The sequence below is a fragment of the Psychrobacillus lasiicapitis genome, from assembly GCF_006861795.1.
Taxonomy (GTDB): domain Bacteria; phylum Bacillota; class Bacilli; order Bacillales_A; family Planococcaceae; genus Psychrobacillus; species Psychrobacillus lasiicapitis.
On sequence record NZ_VDGH01000010.1, the window covers coordinates 45,497 to 63,971 of the forward strand.

Below are 18,475 nucleotides of genomic sequence, written 5' to 3' on the forward strand. Positions count from 1 at the left end.
AATCAAAAGAAATGAACAAGCTATGAATGCAGATTATGTTTCACAATAGCTTTTTAAAGGTAAATGAATACTATACTTAAGTTAGAGGTGAATAGAATGAAAAAATTTTTAGGACCGCTAGTCATCATTATCGCGATTATAGCGATTATTGCAGTAGTTTTATTCTCAAGTAAAAACGGCTTTGTCGATGCCGAAGAAGATGTAAATAAAGCATACGCACAAGTAGAAAATCAGCTGCAACGTCGTTTGGACTTAATTCCAAACCTAGTGAATACGGTGAAAGGTTTTGCTTCTCATGAAAAAGAAGTACTAAGTAATATCGCAGACGCTCGTTCGAAATTAGCAGGAGCGACTACTCCGGAGGATCAAGCAGCTGCCAATGACCAATTATCTGGTGCTTTAAGCAGATTATTAGTAGTGGTAGAAAATTATCCAGAGTTAAAAGCGGATGCGAACTTCCGTCAATTAATGGATGAGCTTGCGGGTACAGAAAATCGTTTGTCTGTAGCAAGACAAGACTATAATGCAGTAGTATCGGACTACAATAAAAAGGTAAAACGTATGCCAGGAAGTATAGTTGCTTCTATTTTTGGCTTTGATGAAAAAGAATATTTTAAAGCAGACGCAGCTGCACAGGATGCTCCAGTAGTGGACTTTGAAGGAGATGGAGAATAATGAAAAAAGTTGCGCGTCTGCTCCTAGCTGCGCTACTTTTATTTCTTTTTGTGCCAATCGTAGCAGTAGCAGCATCGGATATACCTAAGCCGATACCTGGGGAATCCTATGTACAGGATTATGAGGGCTTTTTATCAGAAAAGACAAAGCAGGAAGTAGAAGCGCTCGGACTGAAATTGGATAAGGCGACAGGCTCACAAATTGTCGTCATGATTATTAATTCCTTAAATGGGCAAGATGTCAATCAGTTTAGTGTGGACGTTATTCGAGAGTTTGGGATCGGTGATAAAGAGAAAAACAATGGTGTTTTGTTTGTGATCGAAACAGACCCTACAAAGCAAGATAATCGAGATGTATATATTGCCGTAGGTCAAGGTCTCGAAGGTGCGTTGCCTGATGGAAAACTCGGACGTATCTTGGATGATTACACTTATCCATACCTAGAGCAAGGGGCCGTTGATGATGCAGTTCTCTCCACATACCAGGTTTTATACAATGAAGTTGCAACAGAATACGGCTGGGACGGAGAACTTGAAGAACCGAAAGATCCAGCAGCTTCCGGCGGAGGATTTTCGTTTTCCACGATTATTATCGTTATCTTCGTGATTTATATGATTATCACCATTATAACTGGTGGACGCGGAGGCGGTGGTGGAAGACCGGGTTCAGGTGGAAGACGCTCTAGTACACGAATGTTTGGACCAGGAAGCTTCGGGGGTGGCTTTGGCGGGTTCGGAGGCTCTGGCGGAAGAAGTTCAGGCGGAGGTTTCGGCGGCTTCGGGGGTGGTAGCTCCGGAGGCGGTGGAGCAGGCCGCAAATGGTAGATGATAAATAGAAAAGCCCTTTTTAGGGCTTTTTTTCGTGTAGTTATATGCTTAAATTCCTACTCCTGATAAAATAAACTGGAAGAGACGATTGGGGGATTTGGGATTGAAACTAGTAGAGATCAACAAGGATAATTGGTTAAGAACGGTTCTTTTAACGACTAATGAGGATGGAAAGGCAACCGTAGTAGAAAAATTTGTAGCCTCCAATGCATTATCGATCGTGCAATCGATTTACGAAACAGGATGGATCGTTAAAGGCGTTGAGGTAGATGAGAAGGTTATTGGCTTTGCAATGTATGGATTAGATGAGGATACGAAGAATTACTGGATCTGTCGCTTAATGATTGATCGTACATGTCAGGGAAAAGGCTATGGCAGAGAGGCTATACAGTTGATCTTGGACGAAATGAAACAGCTAGACGGCTGTGAAACAATTTATCTATCAACGAAGCCAGACAATGAAGTAGCTATCAAGTTATATGAAAGCTTTGGTTTCCAAAAAACGGGCAACATGAATGAAGGGGAAGTAGAGTTTATATTGAAATTTTGAGCAAGCCTTCAACAAGAAAAAAACCAACGATGAGTTGGTTTTTTTAATTATTGTTATCAGCAAATTCATCTAGTCTCTGCTTGATCTCCTCATAGAAGAAAACTTTCGATTCAGTAGTAATGTCACCAGTAATTCCAAGGCTAGAGCCTGGAGAGAATACGAGGAATCCGTCGGAGAATGATGTAATAGTATATAAAGTATTGTCTTTATCTGCACTGTTTGTTAAGTAAATCTGATAGTTTCCAATTTGAGTGAACAGTTCGCTTCTCTCCATGGCTTCTTTTTCTGTTACTTCTTTAACAAAAAAATTCTCCATGATAGTCATGACGGAATTGATTTGGGATCTATCGGATGTACAACCAGACTTAAATTCTACTGTACCTTGTGGGACGGGCAAGCGACCATTGAAACAAAGTGTGTCATAAGAAACATCAATCGATGGGGTTCGCACATCTTCATTATTTTCAACGTATGCATCAAAGTTTTCTATTTTTTCTCGAAGTTCCATACTCCCGCCATCTTTTACTCCATTATAGCCACCGATTTTTCCAGGCTCTGTTTTGGAAAAAATAAATTCTTCTCGCACTGTATGAAAAATTTTCTGTCCTTTGCTATTTGTTAAGGAAACCTCTATGATGGGGCGATAAATATTTGGGTGAGCTTTTTCCTGTGCAATTTTGACATTCTCTAGTTTCATTTCAATGTCATTGTCTATTAGATAGAAATTATATTTGAATACCAAATTTGTCCTAATCGCTTTTGTCAGCATATTCTCTGTAAAGTATGCACCAAAAGTGGCTGGATAATAATTCATGAAATCTTTGTATTCCTTTGATTCCAGTAGATGATTGTAGTCCTCTTGCTTTTGCGTTTCGGTTTCGCTTTGTAAGTCCATCCAATCGTTCATTAACTGGGAAATTTCCATATTTGGACCGTTATATTCTCTTTCTAATACTGCTTTTATAGTTTCTTCATTGGAAAGAGATTCAGCTGATTTCTCCGTCTCCGAGGGTTTCAAAAAAGTAATGAAGAGAAAAGAGGCGGTTGCTATAATTGCTAATGATATGAATGCTGGAAATATCGTGCGTTTTCTCGTTTCTTCTATTTTACTCTTCAAGGCAAGCCATGTATTATGTTTTGCTTTTTCTGAACGCTTTACCTCTTTCATTTCCTCAAAAAGCTCATCGAATTCGTTTGATGGTTCCATCTGCGTGACCTCCTTCCTGATGAAATTCCTTTTTTAGTGCTTCAAATGCTCGTGTCGTTTTCATCTTTACTTTTGCCTCGGTCCAGCCAAGTATATAGGCAGTTTCTTGAATCGAACATTCCTGTACCTTGCGTAGTAGCAGGACTTCCTGATAGTCTTTTTTAAGCTTACTTAAGGAATCATACATTCTCACAAGCTGCTCTTTTTGTTCAAACCGTCTCTCTGGCGATATTGCGTTTGTCTCCAAATCATGCGCTTTTTCAAAAGAGAAAAATTGGATAATTCTTTTCCTTCGCAAATAGTCATAGGTCACATTACGCGCTATTTTCAATAGCCAAGTGGCAGTAGAAGCCTGTTTCTGAAAGGAGTCCAATCCTTTATATGCTTTATAAAAGGTTTCTTGCGTAAGATCCTCTGCACATTCTTTATGTCGGACAAGAAAGTATATATAGCTGTAAACTTGATCACTGTGCTCTTTGTATAGCTGTTCCATTTCCATCTCTTGACCTCCCCTTACTGCTATAGACGAAGGAACGAATAAAAAGTATCGCTTTAATTTTAACCTTTTATTAAAATGGAATAAATGCTATTGGGGAGGATGTTATAAAATGATTGTCCATTTCTACACAAGACCAGGCTGTCATTTATGTGAGGATGCAAGAATAGTTCTGAAGCTAGTGCAAGAGGATGTACCGTTTGAAATAAAGGAGTATAACATCGAGGAAGATGATGCACTTCATGAAAAATACATGCTGATGATTCCTGTCGTTGTATTTGAAAATGAAATAATTCAATATGGACAAGTGGATTACCCAGCTATTCTGGATGCATTGCTTTAAGAATGCACCAGATTTTTTTGTAGTATTTGGGAATCGCAAGACAGAGAGGACAAATCGCAACATAGGAGTCCAGAATCGCAAGATCCCCATGGAGCGGAGGATTTCTAGCAACAAGTTATGCACTATTATTGCAAAATTGCATAAGATATTATATGATAATTTATAGAAATTCACTTTTTTTTTAATTAAGTGGGACATTTTTTAATTAAGTGGGACAAAAACGTCACAACCAATGAGGAAGTGAAAAATGGAATCATTGCTCACTGCTCAGCTAAAGCTAATACCGGAAATGAGTGAGTTGTTGCAAAAGAGGTATCGAATACTTCAAACGATTCAACTTACGAAAGGAATTGGCAGGCGAGTTTTAGGAGAACAGCTAGGTTTGTCCGAAAGAGACACTCGAAAAGAATTAGATACTTTGAGAAATCAAGGTTTAATTGATATTTCAAGAGACGGAGCTGCAATAACTTCTAAAGGTACACAATTATTAATCGACTTAAAAGAAGTTGTAAGAGTATGGTCAGGAAGATTACAACTAGAACAACAACTGGCAAAACATTTACACATAAAAGAAGTAATTATTGTTCCCGGAAATGTAGATACTAATACGAATGCGACCATGCTTTTGTCGCAAGAAGCAGCAAAGTATTTAGAAAGTATTTTGACAGACGAAAAAATTGTCGCTGTCACGGGTGGTTCTACCATTGCTTCCATCGCGAATTTTGTACATGAAACAACGAAGTGGAAACAATTATTGTTTATCGCTGCTCGAGGCGGAGTCGGAAAAGACGTTTCGTTTCAAGCAAATACCATTGCTTCCCTTTTTGCGGGGAAAATGAATGGATCCTACCGAACCTTGTATATGCCGGATAGTTTGAGTGAAGAAGCGTACACTACGATGAAGAAAGAGCCATTCATACAAGAAATGATGGATCTATATGAAAGAACGAATATTGTCATTCATGGCATTGGCGATGCGGAAGAAATGGCTCGTAGAAGAAATACAAACGAGCATGAAATCGAGCGCCTAAAAGAAGAAGGTTCAATAAGTGAAGCATTTGGGTATTATTTTAATGAACAAGGTGAAGCGGTTCACCGGATTCGAACGATTGGTATTCAGTTAAAACAGCTACAACATATAGAGCATTTACTAGCAGTTGCTGGTGGTGCCAAAAAAGCAAAAGCATTATTGTCTTATTTTAAACAAGCACCTCAGCAAACTGTCCTAGTAACAGATGAAGGTGCAGCAAATGAAATGATGAAAATCATTGAACAAACCAATTAGGAGGAATTTAATATGACAGTAAAATTAGCGATTAATGGATTCGGACGTATCGGGCGTAAAGTATTTAGAGAAGCATTAGAAAAAAGCGAAATAGAAGTAGTAGCAATTAATGACTTAACAGATGCTGCAATGCTTGCACATCTATTGAAATATGATTCAGTGCACGGCATTTTAAATGCAGAAGTATCATCAGAAGGCGAATATTTAATTGTAAACGGTAAAAAAATACGCGTTCTTGCAGAGAAAGACCCAGCTGCACTTCCTTGGAAAGAGCTAGAAATCGATATCGTCATCGAATCTACGGGAATTTTCAGCACGAAAGACAAAGCTGGAAAACATATTGAAGCAGGTGCGAAAAAAGTTATTTTATCTGCTCCAGCAAAAGATGATATGCCGACATTTGTTATGGGCGTAAATGCGGACAAATATGATCCAACAACAGATCATATTGTGTCAAACGCTTCTTGTACGACAAACTGTCTATCTCCACTTGCAAAAGTGTTATCTGACAAATTTGGTATTAAACGTGGAATGATGACAACAGTACACTCATACACAAATGACCAACGTATTTTAGATTTACCACATAGCGATTACCGTCGTGCTCGTGCAGCAGCAGAATCGATGATCCCAACAACAACGGGAGCAGCTTCTGCAGTAGCGAAAGTACTTCCTGAACTAAAAGGAAAATTAGATGGTATGGCAATCCGCGTACCAACACCTAATGTTTCTTTAGTAGACTTTGTAGCGGAACTAGACAAAGAAGTAACAGTAGAAGAAATTAATAATGTATTAAAAGAAGCATCAGAAAATGAATTAAAAGGAATTCTAGCATTCAGTGAGCTTCCATTAGTTTCAATTGACTATAATGGAAACACTGCTTCATCAACAGTAGATGGACTTTCTACAATGGTACTAGGAGATAATATGGTGAAAGTATTGTCTTGGTATGATAACGAATCAGGTTACTCTGCTCGTTGTATCGACCTTGCATTACTGATGGCTGAGCGCGGACTTTAATTTGTAAGAGATAACCTCTATAATATAAGAGGGTAAAAGGAGCAAGGGTTACCCTTGCTCCTTCTTTTTTTACATAATTGGCATAATTGGGAGGCTTAATTCATGAAGGAAAAACAATCATTAAGCGATGTAACTTTACAAGGAAAGCGTGTGTTTTGTCGAGTAGACTTTAACGTACCAATGGAAGATGGAGCTATTACAGATGATACTCGTATTCGTGCGGCAATCCCGACGATTAACTATTTGATCGAACAAGGGGCGAAAGTCATTTTAGCTAGTCATATGGGACGCCCAAAAGGGGAAGTAAAAGAAGAGCTACGTTTGACAAAAGTAGGAGAGCATTTAGCGACACTTTTGAATAAGCCTGTAACAAAATTAGATGAATCCATTGGACAAGCAGTGGAACAAGCGGTTTCTGCAATGGCAGATGGGGATGTAGTGTTATTAGAAAACGTCCGCTTCCATGCAGGAGAAGAAAAAAATGATCCTGAACTTGCAAAAGCATTCGCATCCCTTGCAGATGTGTATGTGAATGATGCATTTGGAGCAGCACACCGCGCCCACGCAACGACAGAAGGTATTGCGAAATTATTGCCAGCTGTATCGGGATTATTGATGGAAAAGGAATTAGAAGTTTTAGGAAAAGCTTTATCAACTCCTGAACGTCCATTTACTGCCATTATTGGCGGGGCAAAAGTAAAAGATAAAATCGGTGTTATCGATCACCTATTAGATAAAGTAGATAATATTATTATCGGTGGAGGCTTATCGTACACGTTCTCGAAAGCCCAAGGACATGATGTTGGAAACTCTCTATTAGAAGAGGATAAGATTGAATTAGCAAAAGGCTTTATCGAAAAAGCGAAAGAAAAAGGTGTTTCATTCTATATGCCGGTCGATGTAGTCGTGGCAGATGAATTCTCAAAAGATGCAAACACAAAAGTAGTAGATATAAACCAAATTCCTTCTGACTGGATGGGATTAGATATTGGGCCGAAAACGGCTGCTCTATATGCGGATGTTATTAAAAGTAGCAAGCTGATCATTTGGAACGGACCAATGGGTGTGTTTGAAATGGAGGCTTTTGCGAATGGGACAAAAGTGGTAGCGGACGCAATGGCTGAAACGGCTGGATATACCATTATCGGTGGTGGAGATTCTGCAGCTGCTGTTGAAAAATTCGAGGTTGCCGATAAAATGGATCATATTTCTACTGGTGGAGGAGCTTCTCTTGAATTTATGGAAGGGAAAGACTTACCAGGCGTATCCGCTTTAAACGATAAGTAATGGAGGAGATTTTAGATGCGTAAACCGATCATAGCAGGAAACTGGAAAATGTATAAAACACTTTCAGAAGCGAAGGATTTTGTAGAACAGTTAAAAGACAAACAAGTAGATAGCAGCAAGGTGGATGCGGTTATTTGTGCACCGGCAATCTTTTTGGATCAGCTTGTACAAGCGACAAATGATTCGTTTGTTGCAGTTGGTGCTCAAACAATGCATGAAGAAAAAGAAGGTGCATTTACTGGTGAAGTGAGTGGACACCAACTACAAGATCTTGGTGTTAGCTATGTCGTTATCGGACATTCGGAAAGACGCCAATATTTCAATGAAACAGATGAGTCTGTTCAACAAAAAGTAAAAGCTGCGTTTGAAAATAATTTAACTCCTATTATTTGCGTAGGTGAAACGTTAGAACAGCGTGAACAAAATGAAACCGTAAATATTGTCTCTGCTCAAGTAATGGCTGCTTTAGAAGGGCTTTCTGAGGAAAATGTGGAAGCTTCTGTTATCGCGTATGAGCCAATTTGGGCAATCGGCACTGGTAAAACAGCTACTGCTGATGATGCAAATGAAGTGTGTCAAGCGATTCGTGAAACCATTCTCGATGGATTTGGAGAAGAAGTGGCAAACAGCGTGCGCATTCAATATGGTGGCAGTGTGAAACCAGAAAATATTGAAGAGCTTCTTTCAAAAGAGCATATTGATGGTGCTTTAGTTGGAGGAGCAAGCTTACAAGTAGACTCTTTCGTAAAATTATTGGAGGCTGGACAAAATGCCTAAAAGTCCAGTAGCTTTAATCATTTTAGATGGATTCGGACTGCGCCACGAAGAATTCGGAAATGCGGTTGCACAGTCGAAGAAACCAAACTATGACCGTTATTGGAAAGACTTTTCGAATGCTACATTAATCGCCTCTGGAGAAGCAGTAGGATTGCCAGAAGGACAAATGGGGAACTCCGAAGTTGGTCATTTGAATATTGGAGCGGGAAGAATTGTCTACCAAAACTTAACGCGTATTCATAAGTCTATTCGAGAAAGTGAATTCTTTTTAGAGCCGAAGCTATTAGCTGCAATCGAGCATGTAAATCAAACGGGAGGCAAGCTCCATTTGATGGGGCTCCTTTCGGACGGTGGCGTTCATAGTCACTATTCTCATTTATTTGCTTTACTCAAGCTAGCAAAAGAGCAAGGGCTACAAGAAGCGTTTGTCCATGGATTTTTAGATGGTCGTGATGTTGGGCCGCAAACGGCAGTAGGTTTTGTAGAAGAAACCGAAAAGCAAATGAAGGAAATCGGTATCGGGAAATTTGCCTCTATTAGCGGCCGCTATTATGCGATGGACCGTGATCGTCGCTGGGACCGTGTAGAGCTTACTTACCGAGCATTAGTAGATGGAATCGGAAGAACGGCCGAATCTGCGACAGCTGGGATATTAAAATCATATGAAGAAGATATTTTAGATGAATTCGTTTTACCATTTGTCGTAGAAGAAAATGCAAAACAGGCTGTCACAATCGATTCTGGGGATGCAGTTATTTTCTTTAATTTCCGTCCGGATCGTGCCATTCAATTATCGATGGCATTGAACACACCTACATTCGATAGCTTTAAGCTTAGTGAAAAGCATCCGACAAACCTTAAGTTCGTCACATTTACGCACTATAGTGACGATGTGGTTTCCGATGTAGTGTTTGAAAAAAATGATTTGTATAACACAATCGGAGAAGTACTCGCGAAGAACGGGAAAACACAGCTTCGAATTGCCGAAACCGAAAAATACCCACATGTTACTTTTTTCATGAGCGGTGGACGAGAAGAAACATTCCCTGGGGAAGAGCGTATTCTGATAAATTCACCTAAGGTCGCAACGTATGACTTGCAGCCGGAAATGAGCGCATATGAAGTAACGGACGCACTGCTTTCGGAAATTGCGAATGATAAGTTCGATGCCATTATTTTAAACTTTGCCAACCCAGATATGGTTGGGCATAGTGGAATGCTGGAGCCAACGATTAAAGCGATTGAAGCAGTGGATGAATGTTTAGGTAAAGTAGTAGATGCTATTTTAGCAAAAGGTGGACGTGCTATTATAACAGCAGACCACGGAAATTCAGATGAAGTAACGACGCTAGAAGGGCAGCCAATGACAGCGCACACGACAAATCCAGTGCCAGTTATTGTCACCCAAAAAGAAATTTCGCTTCGTTCTGACGGAATTTTAGCCGATTTAGCACCAACCATGTTACACTTGTTAGGGATAGAAACACCACCTGAAATGACAGGTAAAACACTAATCGAAACGGAGAGTTAAAAATGCCAATTATTACACATTTACAAGCTCGTGAAGTATTAGATTCACGCGGGAACCCAACAGTAGAAGTAGAGGTTTTTACAGAAAGCGGAGCATTTGGTCGTGCAATCGTTCCATCTGGCGCATCTACTGGTGAATATGAAGCAGTAGAACTTCGTGATGGTGACAAAGCAAGATACCTAGGGAAAGGTGTTTTAAAAGCAGTTGATAACGTAAATAACATCATTGCAGCCGAATTAGAAGAGAACTTTTCCGTACTTGACCAAGTTGGAATCGATCACGCAATGATTGAACTAGATGGTACAGACAACAAAGGTAACCTTGGTGCAAACGCAATTTTAGGTGTATCGATTGCCGTTGCACATGCAGCAGCAGATTACTTAGATATTCCGTTGTATCAATATTTAGGTGGCTTCAATGCGAAACAACTACCAGTTCCAATGATGAACATTGTAAATGGTGGAGAACATGCTGATAACAACGTGGACATTCAAGAATTCATGGTAATGCCAGTCGGAGCAGAATCTTTCCGTCATGCACTACGTATGGGAGCTGAAATTTTCCATAGCTTAAAGGCAGTACTAAAAGATGCAGGATTAAACACAGCAGTTGGAGACGAGGGTGGATTTGCTCCTAACTTAAAATCTAACGAAGAAGCACTTTCTACGATCATGACTGCGATTGAAAAAGCAGGTTATAGACCAGGGGAAGAAGTACTTCTTGCAATGGATGTTGCCGCTTCTGAATTATTCAATAAAGAAGACGGAAAATACCATTTAGCTGGTGAAGGCGTAGTAAAAACTTCAGAAGAAATGGTAGCTTGGTATGAAGAGCTTTGCGAAAAATACCCAATCGTTTCAATCGAAGACGGTTTAGATGAAAACGACTGGGCTGGACATAAATTACTTACTGAAAAATTAGGTAAAAAAGTGCAACTAGTAGGAGACGACTTATTCGTAACAAACACGAAAAAATTGTCACAAGGAATAGAGCAAGGCGTTGGAAACTCAATCCTTGTAAAAGTAAACCAAATTGGTACTTTAACAGAAACGTTCGATGCGATCGAAATGGCTAAACGTGCAGGCTATACAGCAGTTATTTCTCACCGCTCTGGTGAATCAGAAGACGTAACAATTGCAGATATCGCAGTTGCTACAAACGCTGGTCAAATTAAAACGGGTGCACCATCTCGTTCAGACCGCGTAGCAAAATACAACCAATTACTTCGTATCGAAGATCAACTAGATATCACAGCTCAATACTTAGGAAAAGATACTTTTTATAACTTAAAATAATCATGTTTGAAGGGAGTCAGCAGCTATTGCTGGCTCCCTTTTTGTGTTGGCTCAGGCTTAGTTGGAAATTTGGTGTGGTTAGTTGGAATTTTGAAGCATTTAGTTGGAAAATTTGCAGGTTTAGTTGTAATTTTGAGTCATTTAGTTGGAATAGCCAGTAAAATGGAAAATATCAGATAGATTAATTTACTTAAAGAGTTGTAACTTCACACACTTTTTGGTAAAATTACTTATGTTGTGAACGTTTTATCAGGAGGTGGAACAAATGCATACGTTACTAATGGTTTTACTTGTCATTGTATCGCTCGCATTAATCGTTGTTGTATTGTTACAATCGGGGAAAAGTGCTGGTCTTTCAGGAGCCATCTCTGGTGGAGCGGAACAACTTTTTGGAAAACAAAAAGCCCGAGGTATGGACCTTGTGTTACATAGAATAACGATTGTACTTGCAGTGTTATTTTTTATTTTGACTATTGCTGTTACAAAGTTTTAATAATTGAGTTGAACCGAACCGCCTGACCGACATCTGATTGGTTAGGCGTTTTCTTTTACATACTAAGTTTGGGCTAGTTGATTGGAGGTATTCTATATGAAAATTACAACACCAAAACCATTTTTCTTTGAAGCTGGAAAACGTGCTGTGCTATTGCTGCATGGTTTCACTGGGAATTCATCGGACGTTCGCATGCTTGGACGTTTCTTAGAGAAAAACGGCTACACATCCCTTGCCCCTCACTATAAAGGGCATGGAGTTCCGCCGGAGGAGCTGCTTGAAACCGGTCCGAAAGATTGGTGGAAGGATGTCATGCGTGGGTATGACCGTTTAAAAGCAGAAGGCTATGAAGAGATTGCGGTAGCCGGACTTTCACTTGGAGGCGTATTTTCACTCAAATTGGGGTATACAGTTCCTGTGCAGGGAATTGTCACGATGTGTTCCCCGATGACGATGAAAACAACAGACGTCATGTTCGAAGGTGTCGTAAAATATGCCAAAGAATATAAGAAATATGAAGGAAAAACAGAAGCGCAAATAGAAGAAGAAGTAGAGGCGATTCGCCAAACTCCAATGGAGACACTGGCAGAGCTAAGAGAGTTTGTCTATAATGTTCGAGATCATGTCGATCATATTTACGCACCATTACTTGTCACCCAAGGCAAGAAAGATACGGTTATTGATATTGAATCGGCAAATACCATTTTTGAGCAGGCAGAATCATTAGAGAAAAAACTCAATTGGTATGAAAACTCAGGGCATGTCATTACACTTGGACCTGAAAAAGAACAATTACATGAAGATATATTAAACTTTTTAGAGTCGCTTGATTGGAATGTGTAAAACACACCAAATGTGCACACGCTGAAAAAGGAGGGATGTAACATGGAAAATATGAAAGAAAAATTATTAGAACTAATGCGAGACGAAGAATATAAACCGCTAACTACAAAAGAGCTAGAGGAGCACTTTGAATTAGTGGATGCAGATGATTTTAAAGAACTAGTGAAAACACTTGTTCAAATGGAAGATGCGGGGCTCGTTGTCCGCTCTAGATCCAATCGTTATGGTACCCCGGCTCGGATGAATTTAGTCGTCGGGAAATTTATCGGCCATGCGAAAGGATTCGGCTTTGTTGCACCAGAAGAGGGTGGAGATGATATTTTTATTCCACCGACGGAAGTGAATGGAGCAGTGAACGGAGATAAGGTACTTGTTCGTGTGTCCCGTGAATCACATGGTGACCGAAGTGAAGGTTCCATTATTAAAATTACACAAAGAGGCACTACCCAAGTCGTTGGAACGTTCCAGGACAATCGTGGGTTTGGCTTTGTTATTCCAGATGATAAAAAAGTACCGATGGACGTATTTATCGCAAAAGGCGATACGTTAGGTGCAATCGAAGGGCATAAAGTAGTTGTAGAAATTACGGAATGGCCAAATGAAAGAAAATCCGCAACTGGTATGGTCACGAAAATTCTGGGACATAAAAATGATCCAGGTGTCGATATTCTATCTATTATTTATAAGCATGGGATTACAATCGACTTCCCACAAGAAGTGATTGACCAAGCAGAAGCAGTTCCAGATGAGATTGATGAAAAAGATTTGGAGAATCGCAGAGATTTACGAGATGAAGTAATCGTGACAATTGATGGAGCGGATGCAAAAGACTTAGATGATGCGGTTACAGTAACGAAACTACCGGATGGTACCTATAAACTAGGCGTACATATTGCGGACGTTAGTCATTATGTGACAGAAGGTTCCCCAATTGATCGCGAAGCATATGACCGCGGTACAAGTGTGTACTTAGCAGACCGAGTTATCCCGATGATTCCGCATCGTCTATCAAACGGGATTTGTTCTTTGAACCCACAGGTAGACCGTTTAACGTTATCCTGTGAGATGATCATTAACGGATCTGGTACGGTTGTATCGCATGAAATTTTCCAAAGCGTGATTCGAACAACTGAACGAATGACTTACCATGATGTGTTTAAAATATTAGAAGAAAAAGATGCAGCGTTAATCGAGCGTTACGAGCCATTAGTGCCAATGTTTGAACTGATGGGTGAGCTTGCTGCGATTCTAAGAGAAAAACGTCAAGAACGTGGTGCAATCGACTTTGACTTCCAAGAAGCGAAAATTATCGTAGATGAAGATGGCTGGCCAACGGATGTTGCGACTCGTGAACGTACAGTTGCAGAACGTCTCATTGAAGAATTTATGCTTGTTGCCAATGAAACAGTCGCTGAGCATTTTAAATGGATGGACGTTCCGTTTATTTATCGTATTCACGAAGATCCAAAGCCAGAAAAACTGCAACGCTTTTTCGCATTCCTAACGAATTTTGGACTTGTAGTAAAAGGTACGGGCAATGAAGTACATCCAAAGGCATTACAAGAGATTATTGAAAATATTGAAGGTATGCCGGAAGAACCAGTTATTTCTACGATGCTATTACGGTCTCTACAACAAGCAAAATACTACGGCGAATGTTTAGGGCATTTTGGATTATCTACTGAATTCTATACACATTTCACATCACCAATTCGACGTTATCCCGATTTAATCGTTCATCGATTAATACGAACGTACTTAGTAAATGGAGATGTAAGTTCCGCGACGATCAATCATTGGGGAGCAATTATCGATGATATCGCAGAGCATACATCGAAACGTGAACGTCGTGCTGTAGATGCAGAACGTGATACAGATGCACTGAAGAAAGCCCAATTCATGTCCGATAAAATCGGTGAAGAATTCGAAGGTATTATTAGCTCTGTTACAAACTTTGGTATATTCGTCGAACTGCCAAATACGATTGAAGGACTTGTGCACGTAACGAATATGACAGATGACTATTATCGATTTGATGATCGTCAAATGATCATGATCGGTGAGCGTTCAGGTAAGCAGTTCCGAATCGGGGATGAAGTAACGGTTCGCGTATCTGAAGTTAAACCAGAGGAATCAGCGATCGATTTTGAAATCGTCGGTATGAAAAAAGCGTTCCACCGCACGAGAAAAGAAGCACCAAAAGTCATTCATGCAAAGAAAAAAGAAGGCGCAGGCAGAAGAAGTTCTTCTCAACCAGGCCCGAAAAAAGAAGTAAAACAGAAAAAGAAATTTTACGAATCCGTTGCCAAAAAATCGCAGCGTCGTAAACGACCAAAAAAGAAAAAATAAAAGGAGCGCTTAGTCGCTCCTCGTAAGCTTTAAGAGGTGAATGAGATGGCAGCAAAAAAGCATGACGATAAAGTGCTCGCACAGAACAAAAAAGCAAGCCATGATTACTTTATCGAAGAAACAATCGAAGCAGGAATCGTATTACAAGGAACCGAAATAAAATCGATTCGTAACGGAAAAGTCCAATTAAAAGATGCATTCGTACGTATCCGTAATAACGAAGCATGGATATCCAATATGCATATTAGTCCATACGAGCAAGGAAATCGCTTTAACCACGACCCATTACGATCTCGAAAACTGCTTTTACATAAAAAGCAGATCAATACATTAATCGGTGAAACAAAGCGAGAAGGCTATACAATCGTTCCGCTAAAAATGTATGTAAAAAATGGCTATGCGAAAGTATTAATCGGTCTTGGAAAAGGGAAGAAAGACTACGACAAACGAGACGTTCTGAAGAAAAAAGAAGCGAAGCGTGATATGGAAAGAGCGTTCAAAGAGCGCAACCAATAAGGGTTATCCATTATTGGAAAGATGTATCACTTGAAAATTGACCATTTTTGATGTATAGTTAGCTATGTAACAAAGCTTACATTATTCCATAAACGGGGACGTTATGGATTCGACAGGGATAGTCTGAGCTTGAGTTGCGCGTCGGAGGCTCGGCTCCGCAAAAACGGACTTTATAATAACAGGCAAAACAAACAACAACTTAGCATTCGCAGCGTAAGCTCGGATCTGCTTTATCTATCCATCGCCCATGTGGCTAGGTAGAGCTCACTCTTAGTGGGATACGGTTGGCAGTGCCACTTGAGCTGTCAGCAAGAGATTTCCAAGTTAGCGTACATGACGCCCGCTTGTCGGCATAGTGCTACGCGAAACCTAAATAGGCAAGATACACGCGTAGAAGCTTAAGTGTTAGAGTTTCTGGACGCGGGTTCAAATCCCGCCGTCTCCATATTACGAAATCATATGATTTCATACAGTGTCAAAATCCTTGATAATCAAGGGTTTTTTCTTTTGCACTGTTTCATTGAGTTTCAATGGATTTCAAACATCCATGGTCAAAACCATGGTCAAAAACTTTTACAGGTTCATAAAGTTTTCTAACTTATTGATAGCTTCATCTTTTGCTTTGTCAGATACGTGGGCATAGATGTTCAACGTCGTCTGTGCATCAGTATGACCAAGGCGATCTTGAACCTCTTTAATTCCTACGTTCGCCTCAAAGAGAAGCGAGCAATGTGTATGCCTAAATCCATGAGTTGTTATTTTGGGAAGTTGATATTTTTTTAAAACATGTTCGAGCCATTTGCGTGTTTTAGTAGGTTGTAGAAACTCGTTTTGTTCATTACTGAAAACAAGTTGATTACGTTGTAATGTATTAAATCCTAAAAGAAGATAGTCTTCTCGTTGTTGCTTTTTCCACTTTTTCAAAATCCCCATAGTGGCTGAGTCCATTTTAATTGTACGAGCAATACCAGTCTTCGTGGTTTTTACATAAAGTTTATTGTTTTTCCCTCTTGAAATGGCTTTATTAATACGAATTTCATTTTTTGTGAAATCTATATCTTTCCACGTCAATGCAAGAGCTTCTCCTTTACGCATACCACTGTAGGAAAGAAGTTGAAATAACACATATGCTTTAAAATTACTTTCTTGCTCCATGCATTTAAGAAATTTAATAAGCTGTTCTTTAGTGTAGAAGTTTTCAAGCTCGTCTTCATCATCAATACGCAACTTTTTCAATTTCTTCGGCATTTCTATTAATGTTAGCGGATTTTTCTCAATATATCCACGCTTAATTGCAAAATCAATAACCTTGGAAGCGTAGGATTTCACGGTACGAAACTTTTTTAACTTATCTGCCCATTCATCGACATGTCTTTGACATACTTCCACGTTTATTTTTTCAATCCTATATGCTCCAAAAGCAGGCAAAATGTGATTTTTGAAAATACCAGTTGTCTTAATAAATGTACTTTCCTCAACCGTTTTTTCATATTGAGTAATCCATAACTCGTAAATTTCTACATAAGTTTCAACTTGTTTTTTTTTGAATTCTCCCTTGCTAATTTCAAGTTTGATTTGGGCTAATGCCTGATTTGCTTCTTTTTTTGTTTTAAAACCACGTCGAGTAGTATATTGTTCTTTACCAGTTAAAGGGTCAATACCACAATATACTTTAAACATGTAGCATTTTTCATTATTCTTTTTTGTGTACATTTTGATAGCGTTAATTGTAGATTTACTCATTTTTCCTCCTATTTTCTTACGGAGACAAGAAATAGAGAGTAATTGTTTCCTATTATATGGAAGCAACATATTTATCATATATGATTAAAGCGATGATACTCAAGTTTCACAGATTAGTAAATTAGAAAAGTATATTTACAGAAAATAGATAAAAATTGTGACATAAAGAATGAATTTTCCTTTTGGAAAGTTTATGCTTTATTTTATTTTAGGAAATTTTGTGCTTGAATAAATTGTTTATTTGAATTGCTTTAAAGTTATTCCTGTTAATCAATACTTGGAGGACCATGAAATTTTATATATTTTGCTTAATCCGATTATTTCTTATCAGGCGAAGAGATCTAGTTTAAGGAAGGTAAAAACAGACGCAATTGATGCGTACCAGTTGTGTGTGCTTTATNCTTTATTACAAAGAAGATTTTGAGCCTCATAAAAACAGAGGAATTCAACTATTAAATCTTGGAAATCTTTCCAGACAACAGGAGATTGTAACGAATATGTATGTGGAGGCTAAGCTACAGTTTCACACTATTTTAGATCAAGTGTTTCCTGAATACCGCAAGGTTTTTGGTGATCTTTATTCGAAGGTTTCTTTACTTATGCTAAAGAAATACCCTACTTCAGAAGCTGTACTAGCTGTTGGAGAAAGTAAGCTAGCGGAGTGTGTGATGGAGTTTTGTCCAAGACGATCTAGTCAATGGGCATTGGATAAGGCCAAAAAATTAATGGATTCCGCATCTCGAAATCCATTTCAAAAAGTGGTGTATGACAGTCACTTAATCAATCTTCAAATGTATATTGAGTTACTTTTTCAGTACCAGTCACACCTTTCTGAGCTAGAAAATCGTATTGTGACGATGGCAAATGAATTAGAAGATTACAAGGTTGTCCAATCGATTCCAGGAATCGGGGAAAAAATCGCTGCCACGATCATCTCTGAGATTGGTGAAATCGATCGGTTTAGCCATCCTAAAAAATTGGTTGCCTTTGCAGGAGTAGACCCCAGTGTTCACTCATCAGGAAAGTTCATTGCCACAACCAATCGGATTACTAAACGAGGTTCAAGTAGATTACGCCATGCTTTGTATCTTGCCGTATTGTGCGGTATCAGAAGCTCAAGAAACAAAAAGTTGAAAGAATTCTATGACAAGAAGAAATCAGAAGGAAAGCCTTCCAAAGTGGCAATAGTAGCCTGCATAAACCCAATGAAGCAGTTTGTTTATGCAGGCTACTATTGC

The 18,475-nt window shown here is 39.2% G+C and carries 17 protein-coding genes, 1 other RNA gene and 1 pseudogene; 16 read left to right on the plus strand and 3 right to left on the minus strand.

Features of this window, described 5'->3' with window-relative positions; translation table 11 throughout:
- Positions 1–96 precede the first annotated feature (96 nt).
- From FG382_RS16470 to FG382_RS16480, 3 genes are all read left to right on the plus strand, one after another.
- On the plus strand, positions 97–675 hold the full coding sequence (locus tag FG382_RS16470) for a LemA family protein (protein ID WP_142539989.1): 579 nt from the start codon (positions 97–99) through the stop codon (positions 673–675).
- Positions 675–1,499 carry a TPM domain-containing protein gene (locus FG382_RS16475; RefSeq protein ID WP_142539990.1) on the plus strand — a complete coding sequence of 275 codons (825 nt, stop codon included), beginning with the start codon at positions 675–677 and terminating at the stop codon, positions 1,497–1,499. Before FG382_RS16470 ends, FG382_RS16475 begins: the two co-directional genes overlap by 1 nt.
- A gap of 106 nt (positions 1,500–1,605) precedes the next feature.
- A complete protein-coding gene (locus FG382_RS16480; RefSeq protein ID WP_211356412.1) occupies positions 1,606–2,052 on the plus strand; it encodes a GNAT family N-acetyltransferase in 447 nt (148 codons plus the stop codon).
- 43 nt (positions 2,053–2,095) lie between these two features.
- Here the strand turns inward: FG382_RS16480 and FG382_RS16485 are convergent, their stop codons facing one another.
- Entirely contained in the window at positions 2,096–3,259 is a 1,164-nt protein-coding gene (locus FG382_RS16485; RefSeq protein WP_142539992.1) for a hypothetical protein, read from the minus strand.
- Positions 3,234–3,758, minus strand: a complete 525-nt coding sequence (locus FG382_RS16490) for an RNA polymerase sigma factor (protein WP_142539993.1) — start codon at positions 3,756–3,758, stop codon at positions 3,234–3,236. The genes FG382_RS16485 and FG382_RS16490 overlap by 26 nt, the downstream gene beginning before the upstream one ends.
- Before the next feature lie 109 nt (positions 3,759–3,867).
- On the opposite strand from FG382_RS16490, the gene FG382_RS16495 reads away from it, so the two are divergent.
- The 12 genes from FG382_RS16495 (at position 3,868) to ssrA (ending at position 15,942) form a co-directional block, all read left to right on the plus strand.
- Complete coding sequence (locus FG382_RS16495) at positions 3,868–4,098, plus strand: glutaredoxin family protein (RefSeq protein ID WP_142539994.1); 231 nt, start codon at positions 3,868–3,870, stop codon at positions 4,096–4,098.
- Between the two features lie 247 nt (positions 4,099–4,345).
- Positions 4,346–5,383, plus strand: a complete 1,038-nt coding sequence (locus tag FG382_RS16500) for a sugar-binding transcriptional regulator (protein ID WP_142539995.1) — start codon at positions 4,346–4,348, stop codon at positions 5,381–5,383.
- Positions 5,384–5,395: 12 nt separating this feature from the next.
- On the plus strand, positions 5,396–6,403 hold the full coding sequence (gene gap / locus FG382_RS16505) for a type I glyceraldehyde-3-phosphate dehydrogenase (protein ID WP_142539996.1): 1,008 nt from the start codon (positions 5,396–5,398) through the stop codon (positions 6,401–6,403).
- A gap of 102 nt (positions 6,404–6,505) precedes the next feature.
- Positions 6,506–7,690 carry a phosphoglycerate kinase gene (locus tag FG382_RS16510; RefSeq protein WP_142539997.1) on the plus strand — a complete coding sequence of 395 codons (1,185 nt, stop codon included), beginning with the start codon at positions 6,506–6,508 and terminating at the stop codon, positions 7,688–7,690.
- A gap of 15 nt (positions 7,691–7,705) precedes the next feature.
- A complete protein-coding gene (tpiA, locus tag FG382_RS16515; protein ID WP_142539998.1) occupies positions 7,706–8,467 on the plus strand; it encodes a triose-phosphate isomerase in 762 nt (253 codons plus the stop codon).
- The gene (gene gpmI / locus FG382_RS16520) at positions 8,460–9,998 is read left to right on the plus strand and encodes a 2,3-bisphosphoglycerate-independent phosphoglycerate mutase (protein ID WP_142539999.1); all 1,539 of its coding nucleotides are present in this window, start codon (positions 8,460–8,462) and stop codon (positions 9,996–9,998) included. The genes tpiA and gpmI overlap by 8 nt, the downstream gene beginning before the upstream one ends.
- Positions 9,999–10,000: 2 nt before the next feature.
- Positions 10,001–11,293: a phosphopyruvate hydratase gene (eno, locus tag FG382_RS16525; RefSeq protein WP_142540000.1), complete on the plus strand. Its 1,293-nt coding sequence runs from the start codon at positions 10,001–10,003 to the stop codon at positions 11,291–11,293.
- A gap of 265 nt (positions 11,294–11,558) precedes the next feature.
- A complete protein-coding gene (gene secG, locus FG382_RS16530; protein WP_142540001.1) occupies positions 11,559–11,786 on the plus strand; it encodes a preprotein translocase subunit SecG in 228 nt (75 codons plus the stop codon).
- Positions 11,787–11,882: 96 nt separating this feature from the next.
- Positions 11,883–12,629, plus strand: a complete 747-nt coding sequence (locus FG382_RS16535) for an alpha/beta hydrolase (RefSeq protein WP_142540002.1) — start codon at positions 11,883–11,885, stop codon at positions 12,627–12,629.
- Positions 12,630–12,671: 42 nt separating this feature from the next.
- Positions 12,672–14,978 carry a ribonuclease R gene (gene rnr, locus FG382_RS16540; RefSeq protein WP_142540003.1) on the plus strand — a complete coding sequence of 769 codons (2,307 nt, stop codon included), beginning with the start codon at positions 12,672–12,674 and terminating at the stop codon, positions 14,976–14,978.
- A 45-nt stretch (positions 14,979–15,023) separates the two neighbouring features.
- Positions 15,024–15,494 (plus strand): SsrA-binding protein SmpB, encoded by a 471-nt coding sequence (smpB, locus tag FG382_RS16545; RefSeq protein ID WP_142540004.1) that lies wholly within the window; start codon positions 15,024–15,026, stop codon positions 15,492–15,494.
- 94 nt (positions 15,495–15,588) lie between these two features.
- Positions 15,589–15,942, plus strand: a transfer-messenger RNA (tmRNA) gene (ssrA, locus tag FG382_RS16550).
- A gap of 125 nt (positions 15,943–16,067) precedes the next feature.
- Here the strand turns inward: ssrA and FG382_RS16555 are convergent.
- Complete coding sequence (locus tag FG382_RS16555) at positions 16,068–17,237, minus strand: site-specific integrase (RefSeq protein ID WP_142540005.1); 1,170 nt, start codon at positions 17,235–17,237, stop codon at positions 16,068–16,070.
- Positions 17,238–17,499: 262 nt separating this feature from the next.
- Between FG382_RS16555 and FG382_RS16560 the strand changes: the two are divergent.
- Positions 17,500–18,475: pseudogene (locus tag FG382_RS16560) on the plus strand (IS110 family RNA-guided transposase); the annotation flags it as partial.

What these genes read in the sequence shown, in the direction of transcription:
- FG382_RS16470 (WP_142539989.1), top strand. Translation starts at nt 97, where the DNA reads ATGAAAAAATTTTTAGGACCGCTAGTCATCATTATCGCGATTATAGCG.
- FG382_RS16475 (WP_142539990.1), top strand. Translation starts at nt 675, where the DNA reads ATGAAAAAAGTTGCGCGTCTGCTCCTAGCTGCGCTACTTTTATTTCTT.
- FG382_RS16485 (WP_142539992.1), bottom strand. Translation starts at nt 3,259, where the DNA reads ATGGAACCATCAAACGAATTCGATGAGCTTTTTGAGGAAATGAAAGAG.
- FG382_RS16490 (WP_142539993.1), bottom strand. Translation starts at nt 3,758, where the DNA reads ATGGAAATGGAACAGCTATACAAAGAGCACAGTGATCAAGTTTACAGC.
- FG382_RS16495 (WP_142539994.1), top strand. Translation starts at nt 3,868, where the DNA reads ATGATTGTCCATTTCTACACAAGACCAGGCTGTCATTTATGTGAGGAT.
- FG382_RS16500 (WP_142539995.1), top strand. Translation starts at nt 4,346, where the DNA reads ATGGAATCATTGCTCACTGCTCAGCTAAAGCTAATACCGGAAATGAGT.
- gap (WP_142539996.1), top strand. Translation starts at nt 5,396, where the DNA reads ATGACAGTAAAATTAGCGATTAATGGATTCGGACGTATCGGGCGTAAA.
- FG382_RS16510 (WP_142539997.1), top strand. Translation starts at nt 6,506, where the DNA reads ATGAAGGAAAAACAATCATTAAGCGATGTAACTTTACAAGGAAAGCGT.
- tpiA (WP_142539998.1), top strand. Translation starts at nt 7,706, where the DNA reads ATGCGTAAACCGATCATAGCAGGAAACTGGAAAATGTATAAAACACTT.
- gpmI (WP_142539999.1), top strand. Translation starts at nt 8,460, where the DNA reads ATGCCTAAAAGTCCAGTAGCTTTAATCATTTTAGATGGATTCGGACTG.
- eno (WP_142540000.1), top strand. Translation starts at nt 10,001, where the DNA reads ATGCCAATTATTACACATTTACAAGCTCGTGAAGTATTAGATTCACGC.
- secG (WP_142540001.1), top strand. Translation starts at nt 11,559, where the DNA reads ATGCATACGTTACTAATGGTTTTACTTGTCATTGTATCGCTCGCATTA.
- FG382_RS16535 (WP_142540002.1), top strand. Translation starts at nt 11,883, where the DNA reads ATGAAAATTACAACACCAAAACCATTTTTCTTTGAAGCTGGAAAACGT.
- rnr (WP_142540003.1), top strand. Translation starts at nt 12,672, where the DNA reads ATGGAAAATATGAAAGAAAAATTATTAGAACTAATGCGAGACGAAGAA.
- smpB (WP_142540004.1), top strand. Translation starts at nt 15,024, where the DNA reads ATGGCAGCAAAAAAGCATGACGATAAAGTGCTCGCACAGAACAAAAAA.
- FG382_RS16555 (WP_142540005.1), bottom strand. Translation starts at nt 17,237, where the DNA reads ATGAGTAAATCTACAATTAACGCTATCAAAATGTACACAAAAAAGAAT.